18 protein-coding genes are annotated in these 14,974 nt (G+C 71.6%); 5 read left to right on the top strand and 13 right to left on the bottom strand.

Going from position 1 to position 14,974, the window contains the following annotated elements; genetic code table 11:
- The first annotated feature begins 9 nt into the window (after positions 1-9).
- The gene (locus tag CCZ36_RS20960) at positions 10-759 is read left to right on the top strand and encodes a DUF1838 family protein (RefSeq protein ID WP_069736407.1); all 750 of its coding nucleotides are present in this window, start codon (positions 10-12) and stop codon (positions 757-759) included.
- Positions 760-783: 24 nt separating this feature from the next.
- Here CCZ36_RS20960 and CCZ36_RS36530 read toward each other — a convergent pair whose 3' ends face one another.
- From CCZ36_RS36530 to CCZ36_RS20985, 5 genes are all read right to left on the bottom strand, one after another.
- Positions 784-1,533, bottom strand: a complete 750-nt coding sequence (locus tag CCZ36_RS36530) for a calcium-binding protein (RefSeq protein WP_443069845.1) — start codon at positions 1,531-1,533, stop codon at positions 784-786.
- 174 nt (positions 1,534-1,707) lie between these two features.
- A complete protein-coding gene (locus tag CCZ36_RS20970; protein WP_069744272.1) occupies positions 1,708-2,526 on the bottom strand; it encodes an HAD family hydrolase in 819 nt (272 codons plus the stop codon).
- A gap of 65 nt (positions 2,527-2,591) precedes the next feature.
- On the bottom strand, positions 2,592-3,059 hold the full coding sequence (locus CCZ36_RS20975) for a transposase (protein WP_069736410.1): 468 nt from the start codon (positions 3,057-3,059) through the stop codon (positions 2,592-2,594).
- Positions 3,060-3,234: 175 nt separating this feature from the next.
- Positions 3,235-3,444 (bottom strand): DUF397 domain-containing protein, encoded by a 210-nt coding sequence (locus CCZ36_RS20980; RefSeq protein ID WP_128818341.1) that lies wholly within the window; start codon positions 3,442-3,444, stop codon positions 3,235-3,237.
- Positions 3,441-4,277 carry a helix-turn-helix domain-containing protein gene (locus CCZ36_RS20985; RefSeq protein WP_128818342.1) on the bottom strand — a complete coding sequence of 279 codons (837 nt, stop codon included), beginning with the start codon at positions 4,275-4,277 and terminating at the stop codon, positions 3,441-3,443. Before CCZ36_RS20985 ends, CCZ36_RS20980 begins: the two co-directional genes overlap by 4 nt.
- A gap of 107 nt (positions 4,278-4,384) precedes the next feature.
- On the opposite strand from CCZ36_RS20985, the gene CCZ36_RS20990 reads away from it, so the two are divergent.
- Together CCZ36_RS20990 and CCZ36_RS20995 are read left to right on the top strand one after the other, a co-directional pair.
- Entirely contained in the window at positions 4,385-4,645 is a 261-nt protein-coding gene (locus tag CCZ36_RS20990; RefSeq protein WP_069736413.1) for a hypothetical protein, read from the top strand.
- Between the two features lie 41 nt (positions 4,646-4,686).
- Positions 4,687-5,148: a hypothetical protein gene (locus CCZ36_RS20995; protein WP_069744269.1), complete on the top strand. Its 462-nt coding sequence runs from the start codon at positions 4,687-4,689 to the stop codon at positions 5,146-5,148.
- A gap of 6 nt (positions 5,149-5,154) precedes the next feature.
- On the opposite strand, the gene CCZ36_RS34845 is transcribed toward CCZ36_RS20995, so the two are convergent.
- Together CCZ36_RS34845 and CCZ36_RS21000 are read right to left on the bottom strand one after the other, a co-directional pair.
- Positions 5,155-5,292: a hypothetical protein gene (locus CCZ36_RS34845; RefSeq protein WP_164873534.1), complete on the bottom strand. Its 138-nt coding sequence runs from the start codon at positions 5,290-5,292 to the stop codon at positions 5,155-5,157.
- 150 nt (positions 5,293-5,442) lie between these two features.
- Positions 5,443-5,910 carry a VOC family protein gene (locus CCZ36_RS21000; protein WP_069736415.1) on the bottom strand — a complete coding sequence of 156 codons (468 nt, stop codon included), beginning with the start codon at positions 5,908-5,910 and terminating at the stop codon, positions 5,443-5,445.
- A 22-nt stretch (positions 5,911-5,932) separates the two neighbouring features.
- On the opposite strand from CCZ36_RS21000, the gene CCZ36_RS21005 reads away from it, so the two are divergent.
- Both CCZ36_RS21005 and CCZ36_RS21010 read left to right on the top strand, forming a co-directional pair.
- Complete coding sequence (locus CCZ36_RS21005) at positions 5,933-6,610, top strand: CGNR zinc finger domain-containing protein (protein WP_128818343.1); 678 nt, start codon at positions 5,933-5,935, stop codon at positions 6,608-6,610.
- A 55-nt stretch (positions 6,611-6,665) separates the two neighbouring features.
- Complete coding sequence (locus CCZ36_RS21010; RefSeq protein ID WP_069736417.1) at positions 6,666-7,055, top strand: SRPBCC family protein; 390 nt, start codon at positions 6,666-6,668, stop codon at positions 7,053-7,055.
- An 11-nt stretch (positions 7,056-7,066) separates the two neighbouring features.
- Here CCZ36_RS21010 and CCZ36_RS21015 read toward each other — a convergent pair whose 3' ends face one another.
- The 6 genes from CCZ36_RS21015 to CCZ36_RS21040 all read right to left on the bottom strand — a co-directional run bounded on the left by CCZ36_RS21015 (position 7,067) and on the right by CCZ36_RS21040 (position 14,652).
- Positions 7,067-7,555 carry a hypothetical protein gene (locus tag CCZ36_RS21015; protein WP_069736418.1) on the bottom strand — a complete coding sequence of 163 codons (489 nt, stop codon included), beginning with the start codon at positions 7,553-7,555 and terminating at the stop codon, positions 7,067-7,069.
- 19 nt (positions 7,556-7,574) lie between these two features.
- Positions 7,575-9,326, bottom strand: coding sequence for an FAD-dependent monooxygenase (locus tag CCZ36_RS21020; RefSeq protein ID WP_237302714.1), 1,752 nt, complete (start codon positions 9,324-9,326; stop codon positions 7,575-7,577).
- A 68-nt stretch (positions 9,327-9,394) separates the two neighbouring features.
- On the bottom strand, positions 9,395-10,387 hold the full coding sequence (gene rarD / locus CCZ36_RS21025; RefSeq protein WP_128818344.1) for an EamA family transporter RarD: 993 nt from the start codon (positions 10,385-10,387) through the stop codon (positions 9,395-9,397).
- A gap of 148 nt (positions 10,388-10,535) precedes the next feature.
- Positions 10,536-11,396: an SDR family oxidoreductase gene (locus CCZ36_RS21030; RefSeq protein ID WP_069744263.1), complete on the bottom strand. Its 861-nt coding sequence runs from the start codon at positions 11,394-11,396 to the stop codon at positions 10,536-10,538.
- A gap of 225 nt (positions 11,397-11,621) precedes the next feature.
- Complete coding sequence (locus CCZ36_RS21035) at positions 11,622-12,695, bottom strand: 2-oxoacid:ferredoxin oxidoreductase subunit beta (RefSeq protein WP_128818345.1); 1,074 nt, start codon at positions 12,693-12,695, stop codon at positions 11,622-11,624.
- Positions 12,688-14,652, bottom strand: a complete 1,965-nt coding sequence (locus CCZ36_RS21040) for a 2-oxoacid:acceptor oxidoreductase subunit alpha (RefSeq protein ID WP_069736423.1) — start codon at positions 14,650-14,652, stop codon at positions 12,688-12,690. Before CCZ36_RS21040 ends, CCZ36_RS21035 begins: the two co-directional genes overlap by 8 nt.
- Positions 14,653-14,974 lie beyond the last annotated feature (322 nt).

The raw sequence follows: 14,974 nt of genomic DNA on the forward strand, positions 1-14,974 counted from the left end.
GTGGTCCTCATGACGACCCCCGCGGAACTGCTCCGCTCCTTCGCCCGGACCCGCGCCTCCCTCGACGGCGAGGAGGTCACGTACTGGTGGTCCGGAGACGTCTACTCCTGGGCCCCCGACGAGCCCTACCAGCGCGTTTTCGGTTTCGAGGGGCTCAACGTCGCCCGTCTGGTCGAGGACGCCGAGGCCGGGCCCGACGCGTATCAACTGCTCACCCGGGAGGCCGCGTTCTACCTGGATCCCGTCAGCCGGGAGATCCTGGAGACGTGGCAGGACCTCCCGGTGGTGCACGTCTGGAACGACCCGGCCAACCAGAAGTGGCGCCCCTTCCCGATCCCCACGACCGACCTCGGGGACCAGGTCTGCTTCAGCCTGGAGATCCCGCTCGCCTACCCGTCGCCGCTGCCGGTCGCCCAGTACCCGGAGCACTCGGCGGGGGACACCTACAAGGCCCTGGAACTCTTCCAGTTCTTCGCGGACCGGGACGATCTGGCGGGCCCCGCCCCCAGTGTCCCGGCCACCCTGTCGTGGAGCCGGATGTCCCCGTGGCTGCCGTGGATGGCCCGGGGGCAGCGGCCCGGCGGTCTCACCTTCCACTGCCGGGGCCGCAAGCTCGGCGCGTACACCGAGGTCCCCGAGCGCACCCGGGCCCACATCGCCCGCCACCACCCGGAATTCGCGCACGCCCCCGAGCGGTGGAGCGAGCCGAACGAGACCAGCTGGACCTACTTCCGCAAGCTCAATCCGACGCAGGCGTGAGGGGGTTCGGGCGTGACGCGCGGCTCAGGGGAGCGTGATGTTCCGGCCCGGGCCGCCCTCGGCCGTGTCCTTCCCGGAGCCGCCGACGATCACGTCGTCGCCCGCCTCGCCGTGCAGCATGTCGTCACCGGGGCCGCCGAGGACGATGTCGTCGCCGTCCCCGCCCATGACGTGGTCGTCGCCCGGGCCCGCGTACACGAGGTCATCGCCGTCGTACGCCTCGATCATGTCGTCGCCCCGGCCGCCCCACAGCACCTGGTCGCCGTCGACGGCCATCAGATGGTCCATGCCGTCGCCGCCGTCCAGGACGACGCGCCCCATGACCATGTCGTCGCCCGCGTCGCCCCGCACGGTGTGCGCGGTGTGGGCGTGCAGCATGTCGTCACCGGGGCCGCCGCTGACGGTGGCGACACCGGGGTCGCTGGTGGCGATCTCGTCGTCGCCGTCGCCGAGGAAGACGTCGATCCGGTCCGGCCGGGCGCTGTCGGTGGGCAGTTCGCAGACGACGTACGTCTCGACGCCCGGCTCCAGGTACGTGCAGTGGTCGCCGGGCCGGAGCGGAACGGAATCCCGGAACCCGATCCGCCGGACCCCGTCGCCCCGGTCCATCGGGACCACGTGGAGGTCGTTGACCTGCCCCGGAGCGGCGGTGAAGGTGATCGACTGCTTCGCCCAGTCGGCGCCGACCCGCGCCCTGCCCTCGGCGGCGTTGGGCGCCGCGACGGCCGGCGACACGGCGAGGCCGGTGGCGAGCAGGGTCACGACGGCCGTCATCCTCTTGCGCTTCACGACAACTCCTCGGTGGGTCCGTGGGGTCCACCCGCCTGCCCTTGTGGAACGAGAGGAAAGCAGGTGCATGTCAAACGCCGCGCGTGGCGGTGGGGTCGCCACGCGGGCGACCGCAGCCTACCCGTCTTGGTCTAGACCAAACGGGATCCGGGGCGGGGCCTAGGCGCAGCCGGTGCCGAACAGCCGCTCCAGGACCACCGCGACCCCGTCCTCCGCGTTCGTCAGGGTCACCTCGTCGGCCGCCGCGCGCAGCTCCGGGTGGGCATTGCCCATGGCCACTCGAAGCCCCGAACCGGCGAACATCGGCAGGTCGTTGGGCATGTCCCCGAACGCGACGGTCCGCTCGGCCCCGATGCCCAGCAGCTCGGCGGCCGCCGCGAGCCCCGTGCCCTTGTCCACCCCGCGCGGAGCCAGCTCCACCGTGCCGGGCCCCGCCATGGTCACCGTCGCCAGATCGCCCACGGCCCCGCGTGCGGCGGCGGCCAGCGCGTCGTCGCCCAACTCCGGGTGGCGCACCAGCACCTTGATCACGGGATGCTCCCACAACTCCTCGCGGGAGCCCACACGTTGGGCGGGCAGTGTCGGATTCGGCATCCGGTAGCCGGCCTCGATCAGGGTCACCCCTTCCATGCCGTCCTGGTCCACGGCGGCGAACACGGCCCCGACCTCCGCCTCGATCTTGCCGAGCGCGGTGTCGGCGGCCTCCCGGTCCAGGGTGGCGGAGCGCAGCAGCCGCCCGGCGTCCGCGTCGTAGAGCTGGGTGCCCTGCCCGCAGACGACGAGCCCGGTGTACGCGAGGTCCGCGAGCAGCGCCCGTATCCCCGGGACGGGCCGCCCGGTCACGATCAGATGCCGGGCGTCCGAGGCGGCGGCGAGACCGAGCGCGGCACGGGACCGGGCGCTGACGGTGTCGTCGGGGCGCAGCAGGGTGCCGTCCAGGTCCGTGGCGACGAGGGCATATGCGGGGGGCGTGGGCATGGCCCCAGCCTAGAAGGCCCCGAACGGCCGCTTGCCCACGAGGGGTGGATCGGATATGGGGGCTCTCAGGCGGCGGTCCCTCCCGCGTTACGCACCAGCTGCCGCAGCACCTTGACGGTGGTGACGTAGTCCGCGTCGGGGATCCCCTCGTGGAGCGCGGCGCGGATCGCCGGGGCGTTGCGCCTGAGGTCGAGGCGTGCCTGTTCCCCCTCCTCCGTGATCCACAGCCGGTCCTCCGCGTCCCGCCGCAGCCAGCCCCGGCGTACGAGCACCTCGGCCTCGACCGCGAGGTCGTCCTCGGGCCGGATGTACGAGGCCATGGCCTGCTGAAGCTCGGGGAGGGTCATCCCCGCGCCGTCGGGTGAGATGTCGGCGGCCGACAGATTGCGCAGCAGCCAGAACTGGGGCTGCGTGTACCCCTTCTCGGCCTGCCGCTCCCGGGTGTAGGCGATGAGCGCCTCGTAGGCGACCCCGGTCCAGTAGGCGGCGGGCTGGGCGGCGAGTTCGGCGTCGCTGAGCTGCTGATCCGGCATGGCGGGTGCTCCCTCGGTGGCGTGACGGCCGGGTTGGTCGTACGGGCCTTACGGCGACCGTAGGACCTCAAGCGCGGTTGAGGGCAAGGGGGAGCGGGGGGCTGGGAGCGGGCGGCAACGGCAAAGCCCCACCGGGCCTGCGTGGTGGGGCTGTTCCTCGGCCGACGCGCGCGGCTCAGACGGTGCCGAAGTCCCCGGACCGGACACCCGCGACGAAGGCGCCGAACGCGGCGGCGGGGACGCTGAGGGCCGGGCCGTGCACGTTCTTGGAGTCGCGGACGGGGACGATGCCGTGCGGGGCGGCGAGGTTGGTGGCGACCTCGACGCACTGGCCGCCGTTTTCGCTGTAGGAGGACGTGAACCAACGGGGGGTCTCGGTTGTCACGGGGTGCCCTTTCGCAACTGCCTGAACATGTCAACGGATGCGGCCTGGGAGGGCGCTACCGCCTGCATCTGATGGTAGGCCGTCAGATGCTGCACCACCGAGCCACTTTCACGCTCCAGATACCCCTGCTGCGCGGACTCCGCGTACGACATGAGCGAGCGGTCGGGCATGGTCAGGATGGTGATTGGCAGGCTGAACGGACGGTGCTCTCCCATGGAGAACGGCACCACCTGGATTACCGTGTTGGGCTGCTCGGCGAAGTCGATGAGCCGGTCCAGCTGCGCCCGCATGACGTCCGGTCCGCCGACCGGCCGGAGCAGGCAGCTCTCGTCCAGCAGCGCGAAGACCAGCGGCGGCTTCTCCCGGACCAGGGCGGCCTGGCGTTCCGCGACCAGGGCGACGCGCTCCTGGGCCTGGTCCGCGGTGATCACTTGGCGCCGGACGACGCTGTCCGCCAGGACCGTCGCGTACTCCGGGGTCTGGAGCAGGCCCGGGATGACGCCGACCTCGTACAGCCGGATCTCCGCCGCCCGGCGCTCGTAACCGAGGAACTCCGGGAAGCCCTCCAGCAGGCTGCCGTGCTTGATCTGGCCCAGCTCGCGCTCGAACGACGCCTCGGTCCCGGTGAGCCCCAGCGCCCGGTCCGTACTGCGCGAAAAGCGCAAGGTCGCGAGTTTGCGACCGGTTTCCACCGACGAGATGTGGGTGCTGGAGTAGCCGTTGCGGTCTCCCAGGCCCTCCTGCGTCCAGCCCCGCTTCTCCCGTAAGTCGCGCAGACGTGCACCGTAGGCCGCTTGCGCGGAGCTTTCCGGGTTCAATTCCTTCACGTTCACGGACCCCGCCCCGATCTTCCGTGCCGAACAGGCAAGTTGAATGACTCCTCACGGTAGGTCACGCTGAATCGCCCTGGTAGTCATACGGCTACAGAGAGGAGCGATAGGTGTACGGCGAGAACGCTTGCCCGAATGCGCAGGGCCCTCCCGACCTGCCGGCCCTCGGTGCGCTCTTGGTGGATACCGGTCACGGTGACCGCGTGGGCGAGTTCCGTGGGGTCGCCGGCCCCTCCTGGTCGCTGCGGCCCGTCGGCGGCGGGGCCGAGTGGGAGGCCGAGCCGCACCGGGTCCGGCCCGCGCTCCTCATGGAGCAACTCCGGGCCAGGACCGCCCGGCTCAACGCCCGCAGTCGGGGCGAGGTTCTGTGAACGACCGCCTTCCCCCACCCTCACCGGCAAGGATGAGAGCCATGCTGCAGTGCACCGCCTTCACCGAACTCCCCGAGATGGGCGCGCGGGTCGCGCTCATGGGTCTGGAGGACGAGCCCGGCGAGGCGACGGAAGCTCCCGAACTGGACGCATTCCTGCTGTGCGAGCTCGGCGAGCACGAGGAGGGGGTCGAGCACGCGGCCCAGCTCCCGTCGGTGTCGGCTTCCGGCGGGCGCGACCTGTGGATGTTCTGGACCGACGGCGACGGACGCCGGAAGTTCCGGTTCGCCGAGCTGCTTCCGTGCCCGGCCGTCATCCACCGGCTGTCCGTCAAGGACGGCGACGCCTGCGTGCTGTACGACCGGCACCCGGCCGCGCACTCCTGGGACGTGACGGATCCGCTCGCCGACCTGATGGCGGAGCGGATCCGTGAGGAGGTGCGACGGGAGCGCGAGGGCGGTGGCGGGTCCGGCGGGGACGGGACCCGGGGTGGCAGGCCCTGAGACGTCCTACCGCCGCCTGCGGCCGACGGCGTTGCGCAGGCCGCCGGTGAGCGTGCCGACGCCGGTGCGCAGGCCGATGTAGTCGAGGGCGCTGCCCACGCCGCGAGCGGCCCACCGGAACGCCCTCACCAGCTGCTCGTCCATCGTGTCCCCGTCTCCCCTCGGCCGTGCCGCGTGCGTCGTTTTCCTGTATGACGCATCTACCGTGGTCGGGGTTGCCTGGCCGGGGCGGTCCGTGTTCCGCCCCGGGCCGGCCGGTTCAGTTCGGACGGAACCGCCCCGGGGCGGGCCGGTTCAGTTCAGACAGAATTCGTTGCCCTCCGGGTCCGTCATGACGATCCAGCTTCCGCCCTGCTCGTCGACCGTGCGCAGCGCCCGCGCGCCCAGCGCCGTCAGCCGCTCGGCCTCCGCGTCGCGCCGGCCCGGGGCGGAGTGCACGTCGATGTGGATGCGGTTCTTCACCGTCTTCGGTTCCGGCACCCGCTGGAACAGCAGCCGCCGCCCCTGCCCCGTACCGCTGACCTCGTCGTACGGATCGTCCGGGTGCCGGGCCGCCGCCAGGTCGAGCCAGGCGCGGCGGCCGTGGGCGTGGGTGGTGATGGCCTCGGGCACGGCTCCGGCCGCGAGCAGCTGCTCGACCAGCGGGCTGTTGTCCTCGACGACGTAACCCAGGGCCTGTGCCCAGAATCCGGCCTGTGCGTGTGGGTCGGCGCTGTCGATCACGAGCTTCCAGGACAGTGGCCGTGTCGGTGTCTCCGTCATGGAAACCGTTTATAGTGGTTACATGAGCGGAAAGGCAACCAACGCGCCGGGGCTGTTGCTGCGGCACCCGGACGGCAGTTCGTTCCGGTTCGATCCGGGCGCACTGTGCCTGGAGCTGCTGCCGACCGGTGGACCCGGGCCGCTGTCCCACTTCGAGGTGCTGCACGAGCCGGCCGACCTGGTGCGCTGGGCGGAGGAGAGCCGGTTGCCGGGCGGGCTCGGGGCCGCTGCCGGTCCTGGTTCCGGTGCCGGTCGCGGCTCGGGCGTGGGCGGCGGGCTCGTCGTGAGCGCGGCGGAGGTGGCGGACGCGCGGGCGCTGCGCGACGCGCTCTGGCGGATCACGGAGAGCCGGGTACGGGAAGAGCCTCCGGCCCCGGACGACCTCGCCACCCTCAACGACGCGGCCGCCCGGCCCTCGTTGACGTCCCGGCTGACCGCGGGCGGCGAGCGGGCGTGGACGCCGGGCGGCACCGGGACCGGGCTGCTGTCCACCGTCGCCCGCGACGCGATCGACCTGTTCACCGGGGCGTACGCCCACCGGATCCGCACCTGCGGCGCGCACGACTGCCGTCTGTTGTTCGTGGACACCTCCCGCCCCGGCAAACGCCGCTGGTGCTCGATGGAGCGCTGCGGCAACCGGCACAAGGTCCGCGCCCACCGCGCCCGGCTCACCGCGTCCGACGTGGAAACCATCGACTGATCAGTACCGGTGCATCGGTACGCCGACGCACCGACCGGATGAAGGGGTATCCGCCATGCCGACCGGACTCACGCAGGACGCAGGCTGGGAGATCGGCGTCTCCCGGACCATCCACCGACCGCTGACCGCCGTCTGGGACTTCGTCGCCGGCCCGGAGGGCGCCGCGCTCTGGCTCGGCCTCGACGGCCCGGTGCCCACCGAGAAGGGCGCTCCGTACCGTACGGCGGACGGCATCGAGGGCGAGATCCGCAGCTACCGCCCCGGCGACCGGATCCGCCTCACCCACGGGGCCTCCACCGTCCAGGTGGCCGTGACACCCGGCAGCTCCGAGGACCGGACCGTGCTGCGCTTCCACCAGGAGCGCCTGGCGAGCGCCGAGGAGCGCGAGGAGCGCCGTGCGCACTGGAGGAGCGTGATGGACCGGATCGAGGCCGAACTGGCCTGAGGCCCTTCCGGCTATGCCCCGTCCGGGGAAGGGGCGGGGCGGGCCGGGCAGGCGGGGCACGTGTGCCCGTCGATCGCGGCCAGCAGACGCGTCGCCGCCGCGCGGACGGTCCCAGGGGGCGAGGCCGCCGCGTCGTCCGCGGCCAGCCGGACGGCCGTGCCGCGCCCCTCCGCCACCGCCTCGTGCGCGGCGCGCGTCCACGCCGGGTGCTCGGGGTTTCCGGCGGCCAGGATCGTGGACAGCAGGTCCAGCACGCCGGCCCGGTCCCGGACCGTGTCCGTCGCCGCCAGCTCCCAGAGGAACGGCACCGTCGCCGCCGTCGAGTCGAAGACGGGCGGGGTGCCGATCCACCGTTCCAGATCGTTCAGCGCCTCGTCCGACGACGGCGCGTCACCCCAGGCGATCCGCGACAGCACCCCGGGAACCTGGGACGCGGAGCCGTACGCATGCTGCAATTCGTGCCACCGCACGTTCCTCATGGCCCCCAGGACAGTCCCCATCCGGGCACTCAATCAGCCTTTACGGGCGGCGTCCACCAATGCCGGAGAACCGTTCCGATCCGTGGAGCCGGCGCAGATACGCGTGTACGGAGCGGCCGTCGTCCGCCGGGGCGCACAGGCCCAGGTGATGGTCGGGGCGGACGACGACGACGGCGCCCGTGCCCGTATCGCCGAAGGCTCCCGTTCCGTACGCGGCGGCCGCGTGTCCCTCATCGTCGACGACCGCCGCTCCCGGGCCGGACCGCGCCCCGCCCTCGTACGACGCGTACACGCGGCAGGTCCGCACCTCGACGTCGCCGTACGCGGCCGCCACCTCGCGCAGGGCAGCCTCGCTGCCCGGTCCGAAGCCGAGAACGGTGGTGCGGGGACCCGCGAAGACGCGGTGGAGTCGGGTGCGGGCCCCGGTGGCGGCGTCCACGCACGGGGCGTCCGGGGCCCGGTCCCCGGCCTGCGGGATGCCGGTCGAGTCGTCCCCGGGCTGCCGCGAGGTGTCGGTCGAGTCGTCCCCGGGCCGCTGCGGGATGTCGGGCGAGCCGCCCCCCGGCCGCTGCGAGGCGCCGGCGCGGTCCCGGGCCAGGGAGCTCCAGCGGTACCCGACACCCAGGCCGGTCGTGTCCGGGGTGATCGCCGCGTCCAGGCCGCCACCGGGCCGGCGGATCGCCTCCAGCGTGGCCCGCAGCCGCTCCGAGGTGAGGTCCAGGGTCCGGGCCGCCACCGGAAGCCGCTCCTCCTCGTACGTGTCCAGCAGCTCCGCCCCCGCCCGACCGGCGAGCACCAGCCCCAGCTTCCAGCCCAGGTTGAACGCGTCCTGGATGCCCGTGTTCATGCCGAGGCCGCCCGCGACGGCGTGGACGTGTGCCGCGTCGCCCGCGAGGAAGACCCGCCCGGCGCGGAAACGGTCCGCCATCCGCACGTTGACCCGGTACGTCGACAGCAGCTCGGCCCGCGTCAGGGCCCGGCCGGGCAGTGCGGTGTGGCGGGCGAGCAGCCGCCGGAACCCGTCGGCGGTGGGCGTGAGCGGGCGGCCCCGCCCGTCCCGCTCCGGCCCGGCCTGGAACCACCAGCCCGTCCGCGTGCCGGGGATCGGGCAGAGCATGACCGCGCCGTCCTCGTCGAACCACTGATGCCAGCGGGTACGGTCCAGGGCGCCTTCGGCCAGGTCGACATCGCCGCAGACCATCACCTGGTCCTCGGCGGTGGTCCCCGCGAACCCGATCCCGAGCAGCTTCCGTACGGAGCTGTGGGCGCCGTCGCACCCGACGACGTACCGGACACGTTCCGTCCGGCCCTCCGCGAACGTCACGTCGACCTGCCGCCCGTCGGCCTGCTGCCTGTCGGCCCGCTCCGCCAGGCCCACGACCTCGCGGCCCAGCTCGACGCGGATGCCGTAGCCGGCCAGCCGGTCGCGCAGGATCTCCTCCAGCCGCCACTGGGCGATCAGCCGTCCCCGTGCGTAGGGGGCGTCCGGGGACGGCGCGGAGTCCGCCCACGGATCGGTCTCCGCGACCGGGAGACGGTGACGGTACTTGAGCATCGGCAGCGGGGCCGAACCCGCGGCGAGCACCTCCTCGGCCACCCCGAGGTCGTCCAGGATCTCCAGGGACCGGGCGTTGGGGCCCTTGGCGCGAGAGGTGCGTGGCGGCGCGCAGGACCGGTCCACGATCCGTACGGCGGCCCCGCGCCGGGCCAGATCACAGGCCAGCACCAGCCCGGTGGGTCCCGCTCCCACGATGAGTACGTCGGCGAGGTCGTCGGCCGTGCCCATGCCCATGCCTTTCCTTCGGTCACGCTTCTCCGGTCGTCCACGACCAGGAAAACGTAACCGAGTCAGAAAAGCAACTAGGTAATCTTTTGTTCTGCGGAGTTCGCCGGGGGCGGCCCGGGGTCCGGAACCGCGGTCGCCGGGGCGGCGGCCGCCGTCGCCAGCAGCTCCGCCGCCAGCGCCCGGTTGCGCCGCGCGGTACGCAGGGCGTCCCAGGTCAGCAGTGACAGGGCGAGCCAGACGAGGGCGAACCCGGCCCACCGCTCGGGCGGCATCGCCTCGTGGAAGTAGAGGACGCCGAGGCCGAACTGGAAGACCGGGGCCAGATACTGGAGAAGCCCCAGCATGGTCAGCGGCACCCGGATCGCCGCCGCGCCGAAGCAGATCAGCGGGAGCGCGGTGACGATGCCCGTCGCGGCGAGCAGCAACCCGTGCCCGGCGCCCCCGGCCATGAACGTCGACTCGCCGGTGGCGGCGAGCCAGAGCAGGAAGCCGAGCGCGGGCACGAAGAGCACGGCGGTCTCGGCGGCCAGGGACTCCAGGCCGCCCATGTTCACCTTCTTCTTCACCAGGCCGTACGTGGCGAAGGAGAACGCCAGCACCAGCGAGACCCACGGCGGCTTGCCGTACCCGATCGCCAGGACGAGAACCGCGGCCACGCCCGTGGCGACCGCGGCCCACTGGGCGGGCCGCAGCCGTTCGCCCAGCAGCAGGACGCCCATGGCGATGGTGACCAGCGGGTTGATGAAGTAGCCGAGTGAGGCCTCGACGACGCGCTCGTTGTTCACGGCCCAGATGTAGAGGCCCCAGTTGACGGAGATCGTCGCCGCCGCCACCGATATCAGGCCCAGCTTGCGCCGGTCGCGGACCAGCTCGCCGATCCAGGCCCAGCGGCGTACGAGCAGGAGGGCGACGGCGACGACGCCGAGCGACCAGACCATCCGGTGGGCGAGGATCTCGATCGCTCCGGACGGTTCGAGCAGCGGCCAGAACAGCGGGACCAGACCCCACATCCCGTATGCGCCGATTCCGTACAGCAGGCCCGCCCGCTGCTCGTTCTTGCCTTCCACCTGTGCCCTCCCGGCCCCCTCGTCCGCGCCGGCCGTATCCGGTCAACGGCACGACGGTAGCGCCGGAAGGGCTGTGTGTCATAGCCGTCTCACGGGGACGCTCATGACAGCCCCGGGTGGGGTGGATACGGCGGGCGGGGCTTGTGACTCAGGCGGCGGACAGGGCGGCCCGTACGGTCTCGGCGAGGGGTGTTGTCGGGCGGCCGATGAGCCGTGCGAGGTCGCCGCTCGTCCCCGCGAGCCGTCCGCGCCCGATCGCCTCGTCCACGTCGACGAGGATCGCCGCGAAGCCCTCGGGCAGCCCCGCGCCGACCAGGATCTCCTGGTGCGCGGCGGCCGGGACGTTGCTGTACGCGATCGTCTCGCCGGTCAGCTCGGAGAGCAGCGCGGCGTACTCGGCGAGCGACCAGGCGGTGTCGCCGCTCAGCTCGTAGGCGGTGTTCAGGTGGCCGTCGCCGGTGAGGACGGCGGCCGCGGCGGCGGCGTAGTCGGCCCGGGCGGCGGAGGCGACGCGGCCCTCGCCCGCGTTGGCGACGACCGCGCGGTGCTCCAGGACCGGGGCCAGGTTGGCGGTGTAGTTCTCCGTGTACCAGCCGTTGCGCAGGAAGGTGTACGGCAGTCCGGAGTCGAGGATCAGCTGCTCGGTGGCCTTGTGCTCGTCGGCCAGCGTGAAGTCCGCGTCCGGTCCGCCGAGGATGCCGGTGTACGCGAGCTGGGCGACGCCCGCAGCCTTGGCCGCGTCGATGACGGCCGCGTGCTGCGCCACCCGCCGGCCCACCTCGCTGCCGGAGATCAACAGCACCCGGTCCCCGGACCGGAAGGCTCCGGCGAGGGTCTCGGGGGCGCTGTAGTCCGCGATGCGCAGCTCCACGCCCCGGGCGGCGAGTGCGGCGGCCTTCTCCTTGTCACGCACGACCGCGACGACTTCGCCGGCCGGGACCGTGGTCAGCAGGGCGTCGACGACGAGGCGGCCGAGTGCGCCAGTGGCTCCGGTGACAACGATGCTCATGGGGGGCTCCGATTTTGATCAGCTGATGCGTCTGCGTGCTTCGAATGCGCGCTTTGCATACGTGCTTCGAGTACGCGCTTGGAACACCACCCTAGAGGAAGCGCTAACTTTTAGAAAGTGGAAGTTTCCGGGGGCGGCACGCGAGGCGTACGACGAGGCCCGGGCCTGATCCTCGCAAGGATCAGGCCCGGGCCTCGGTGATGTGCCTACGGAACTCGCCTCGGCTCAGCCGATGACCGTCCAGGTGTCGTTGCCCGCGAGGAGCGAGGCCAGGTCGCCCTTGCCGTCGCGCTCGACGGCGGCATCCAGCTGGTCCGACATCAGCGTGTCGTAGACGGGCCGCTCCACGCTGCGCAGCACCCCGATCGGGGTGTGGTGCAGGGTGTCCGCGTCCGCGAGCCGGGACAGCGCGAACGCCGTCGTGGGCGATTCCGCGTGGGCGTCGTGGACGAGGACCTGCGAGCGGTTCTCCTCCGTGACGGCCACGACCTGGAGATCGCCGGTGGCCGGATCGCGGACGACGCCCTTGGGCTCCTGGGAACCGAAGAGGATCGGCTGCCCGTGTTCGAGCCGGATGACGGCCTCCGCGGCCTGCTCCTTGTCCTTCAGGACCTCGAAAGCACCGTCGTTGAAGATGTTGCAGTTCTGGTAGATCTCCACCAGTGCCGTGCCCGAGTGCTCGGCGGCCGCGCGCAGCACGCTCGTGAGGTGCTTGCGGTCGGAGTCGACCGTCCGCGCCACGAACGTCGCCTCCGCGCCGAGGGCCAGCGACACCGGATTGAAGGGCGCGTCGAGCGAACCCATCGGCGTCGACTTGGTGATCTTGCCCAGCTCGGATGTGGGGCTGTACTGGCCCTTCGTCAGCCCGTAGATCCGGTTGTTGAACAGCAGGATCTTGAGGTTGACGTTGCGGCGCAGGGCGTGGATGAGGTGGTTGCCGCCGATGGAGAGCGCGTCGCCGTCACCGGTGACCACCCACACCGACAGATCGCGGCGGGAGGTGGCGAGCCCGGTCGCGATGGACGGGGCCCGGCCGTGGATGGAGTGCATCCCGTAGGTGTTCATGTAGTACGGGAAACGGGAGGAGCAGCCGATGCCGGAGACGAAGGCGATGTTCTCCTTCGCCAGCCCCAGCTCGGGCATGAAGCCCTGGACGGCGGCGAGAACCGCGTAGTCGCCGCAGCCGGGGCACCAGCGCACTTCCTGGTCCGACTTGAAGTCCTTCATGGACTGCTTCGCCTCGGCCTTCGGCACCAGCTGCAGCAGTTCGTTGTGCCGCAGTGCGTCGGTGTCAGGCATCGATGGCCTCCTTGAGAGCCGTGGCGAGCTGCTCGGCCTTGAACGGCATTCCGTTGACCTGGTTGTAGCTGTGGGCGTCCACCAGATACCTCGCCCGCAGCAGCATCGCTAGCTGACCGAGGTTCATCTCCGGCACGACGACCTTGTCGTAGCGCTTCAGTACCTCGCCGAGATTCTTCGGGAAGGGGTTGAGATGGCGCAGATGGGCCTGGGCGATGGGAGCCCCCGCGGCGCGCAGACGGCGTACGGCGGCGGTGATCGGCCCGTACGTCGACCCCCAACCGAGCACCAGCGTCGCCGCCCCGGCCGGGTCGTCGACCTCGAGGTCGGGAACCTCGATGCCGTCGATCTTGGCCTGGCGGGTGCGGACCATGAAGTCGTGGTTGGCCGGGTCGTAGGAGATGTTGCCGGTGCCGTCCTGCTTCTCGATCCCGCCGATGCGGTGCTCCAGGCCGGCCGTGCCGGGGACCGCCCAGGGGCGGGCCAGGGTCTGCGGGTCGCGCTTGTAGGGCCAGAAGACCTCGGTGCCATCGGCCAGGGTGTGGTTCGGCCCGGTGGCGAACGGCGTCTTGAGGTCGGGCAGCGCGTCCGTCTCCGGGATGCGCCAGGGCTCGGAGCCGTTGGCCAGATAGCCGTCGGAGAGCAGGAAGACCGGCGTCCGGTACGTCAGGGCGATCCGGGCCGCGTCGATCGCGGCGTCGAAGCAGTCCGCAGGGGTGCGCGGGGCCACGATCGGAACCGGGGCCTCGCCGTTCCTGCCGTACATCGCCTGGAGCAGGTCGGCCTGCTCGGTCTTGGTCGGCAGCCCGGTCGACGGGCCGCCGCGCTGGATGTCGATGATCAGCAGGGGCAGCTCCAGGGAGACCGCGAGCCCGATCGTCTCCGACTTCAGCGCCACGCCGGGCCCCGATGTCGTGGTCACCCCCAGCGCCCCGCCGAACGCCGCGCCCAGCGCCGCCCCGATCCCGGCGATCTCGTCCTCGGCCTGGAAGGTGCGCACGCCGAAGTTCTTGTGCCGGGAGAGCTCGTGCAGGATGTCCGAGGCCGGAGTGATGGGATACGAGCCCAGGTAGAGCGGCAGATCCGCCAGCTGCCCGGCGGCGATCAGGCCGTAGGACAGCGCGAGGTTCCCGGAGATGTTGCGGTAGGTCCCGGTGGGGAAGGCCTGCGAGGCCGGGGCGACCTCGTAGGAGACCGCGAAGTCCTCGGTCGTCTCGCCGAAATTCCACCCGGCCCGGAAGGCCGCCACATTTGCCTCGGCGATCTCCGGCTTCTTCGCGAATTTCGCCCGCAGGAACGCTTCCGTCCCCTCGGTCGGCCGGTGGTACATCCACGACAGCAGCCCGAGCGCGAACATGTTCTTGGACCGCTCGGCCTCCTTGCGGGGGAGCCCGAACTCCTTCAGCGCCTCCAACGTCAGCGTCGTCAGCGGCACCGGATGGACGTTGTAGGCCTCCAGCGAACCGTCCTCCAGCGGGCTGGTCGCATACCCCACCTTCGCCATCGGCCGCTTCGTGAACTCGTCGGTGTTCACAATGATTTCCGCACCGCGCGGTACGTCGTCGATGTTCGCCTTCAATGCGGCGGGATTCATCGCGACCAGGACGTTGGGGGCATCGCCCGGAGTCAGAATGTCATGATCGGCAAAGTGGAGCTGAAAGGAAGAGACCCCCGGCAGCGTGCCGGCGGGGGCGCGGATCTCCGCCGGGAAGTTCGGCAGGGTGGAGAGATCGTTGCCGAAGGAAGCGGTCTCCGAGGTGAACCGGTCGCCCGTGAGCTGCATACCGTCACCCGAGTCGCCCGCGAAGCGGATGATCACCCGGTCCAGGCGGCGGACTTCCTTCCCGTCGCCGCCCGTGGTTCCCGTCGTACCTGACAGGGGGGCTCGCTGGCCCCCGAGGACGGCGTCGTTGGCCTCATCGGCCTTCTCTGCCGCGCTACTGACCTGGCTCGTCACTGAACTGGACCTCCCTTGGGGCGGCGGTTCGGAACCGTCCGGCGGCCGGCGGATCCCAGAGGCCACCCTACGTCTGCGTAGGTTGTCCTCCAGGGACCGATCATATGGTGGACCCTCTTTTGAGACACCCTTTTAGTAAGGCTTGTCACGTTTCACCGGCCCTCGATCATGGGGCTGGAGATGCCCGCCCCCTGGGCCTTTCGCCCTAGGCCCTCCCTGATCAGAGGTGCCCGTCGGCTGTCCGCCGGACACCCCGGATCGGGTGGCGCCCCGAGGCACCTCCGGGGCGTCCCGGCGCATTCCCTCGCGCTCAGCGCCTGGC

The sequence above is a fragment of the Streptomyces sp. S063 genome (assembly GCF_002832675.1).
Taxonomy (GTDB): Bacteria; Actinomycetota; Actinomycetes; order Streptomycetales; family Streptomycetaceae; genus Streptomyces; species Streptomyces sindenensis.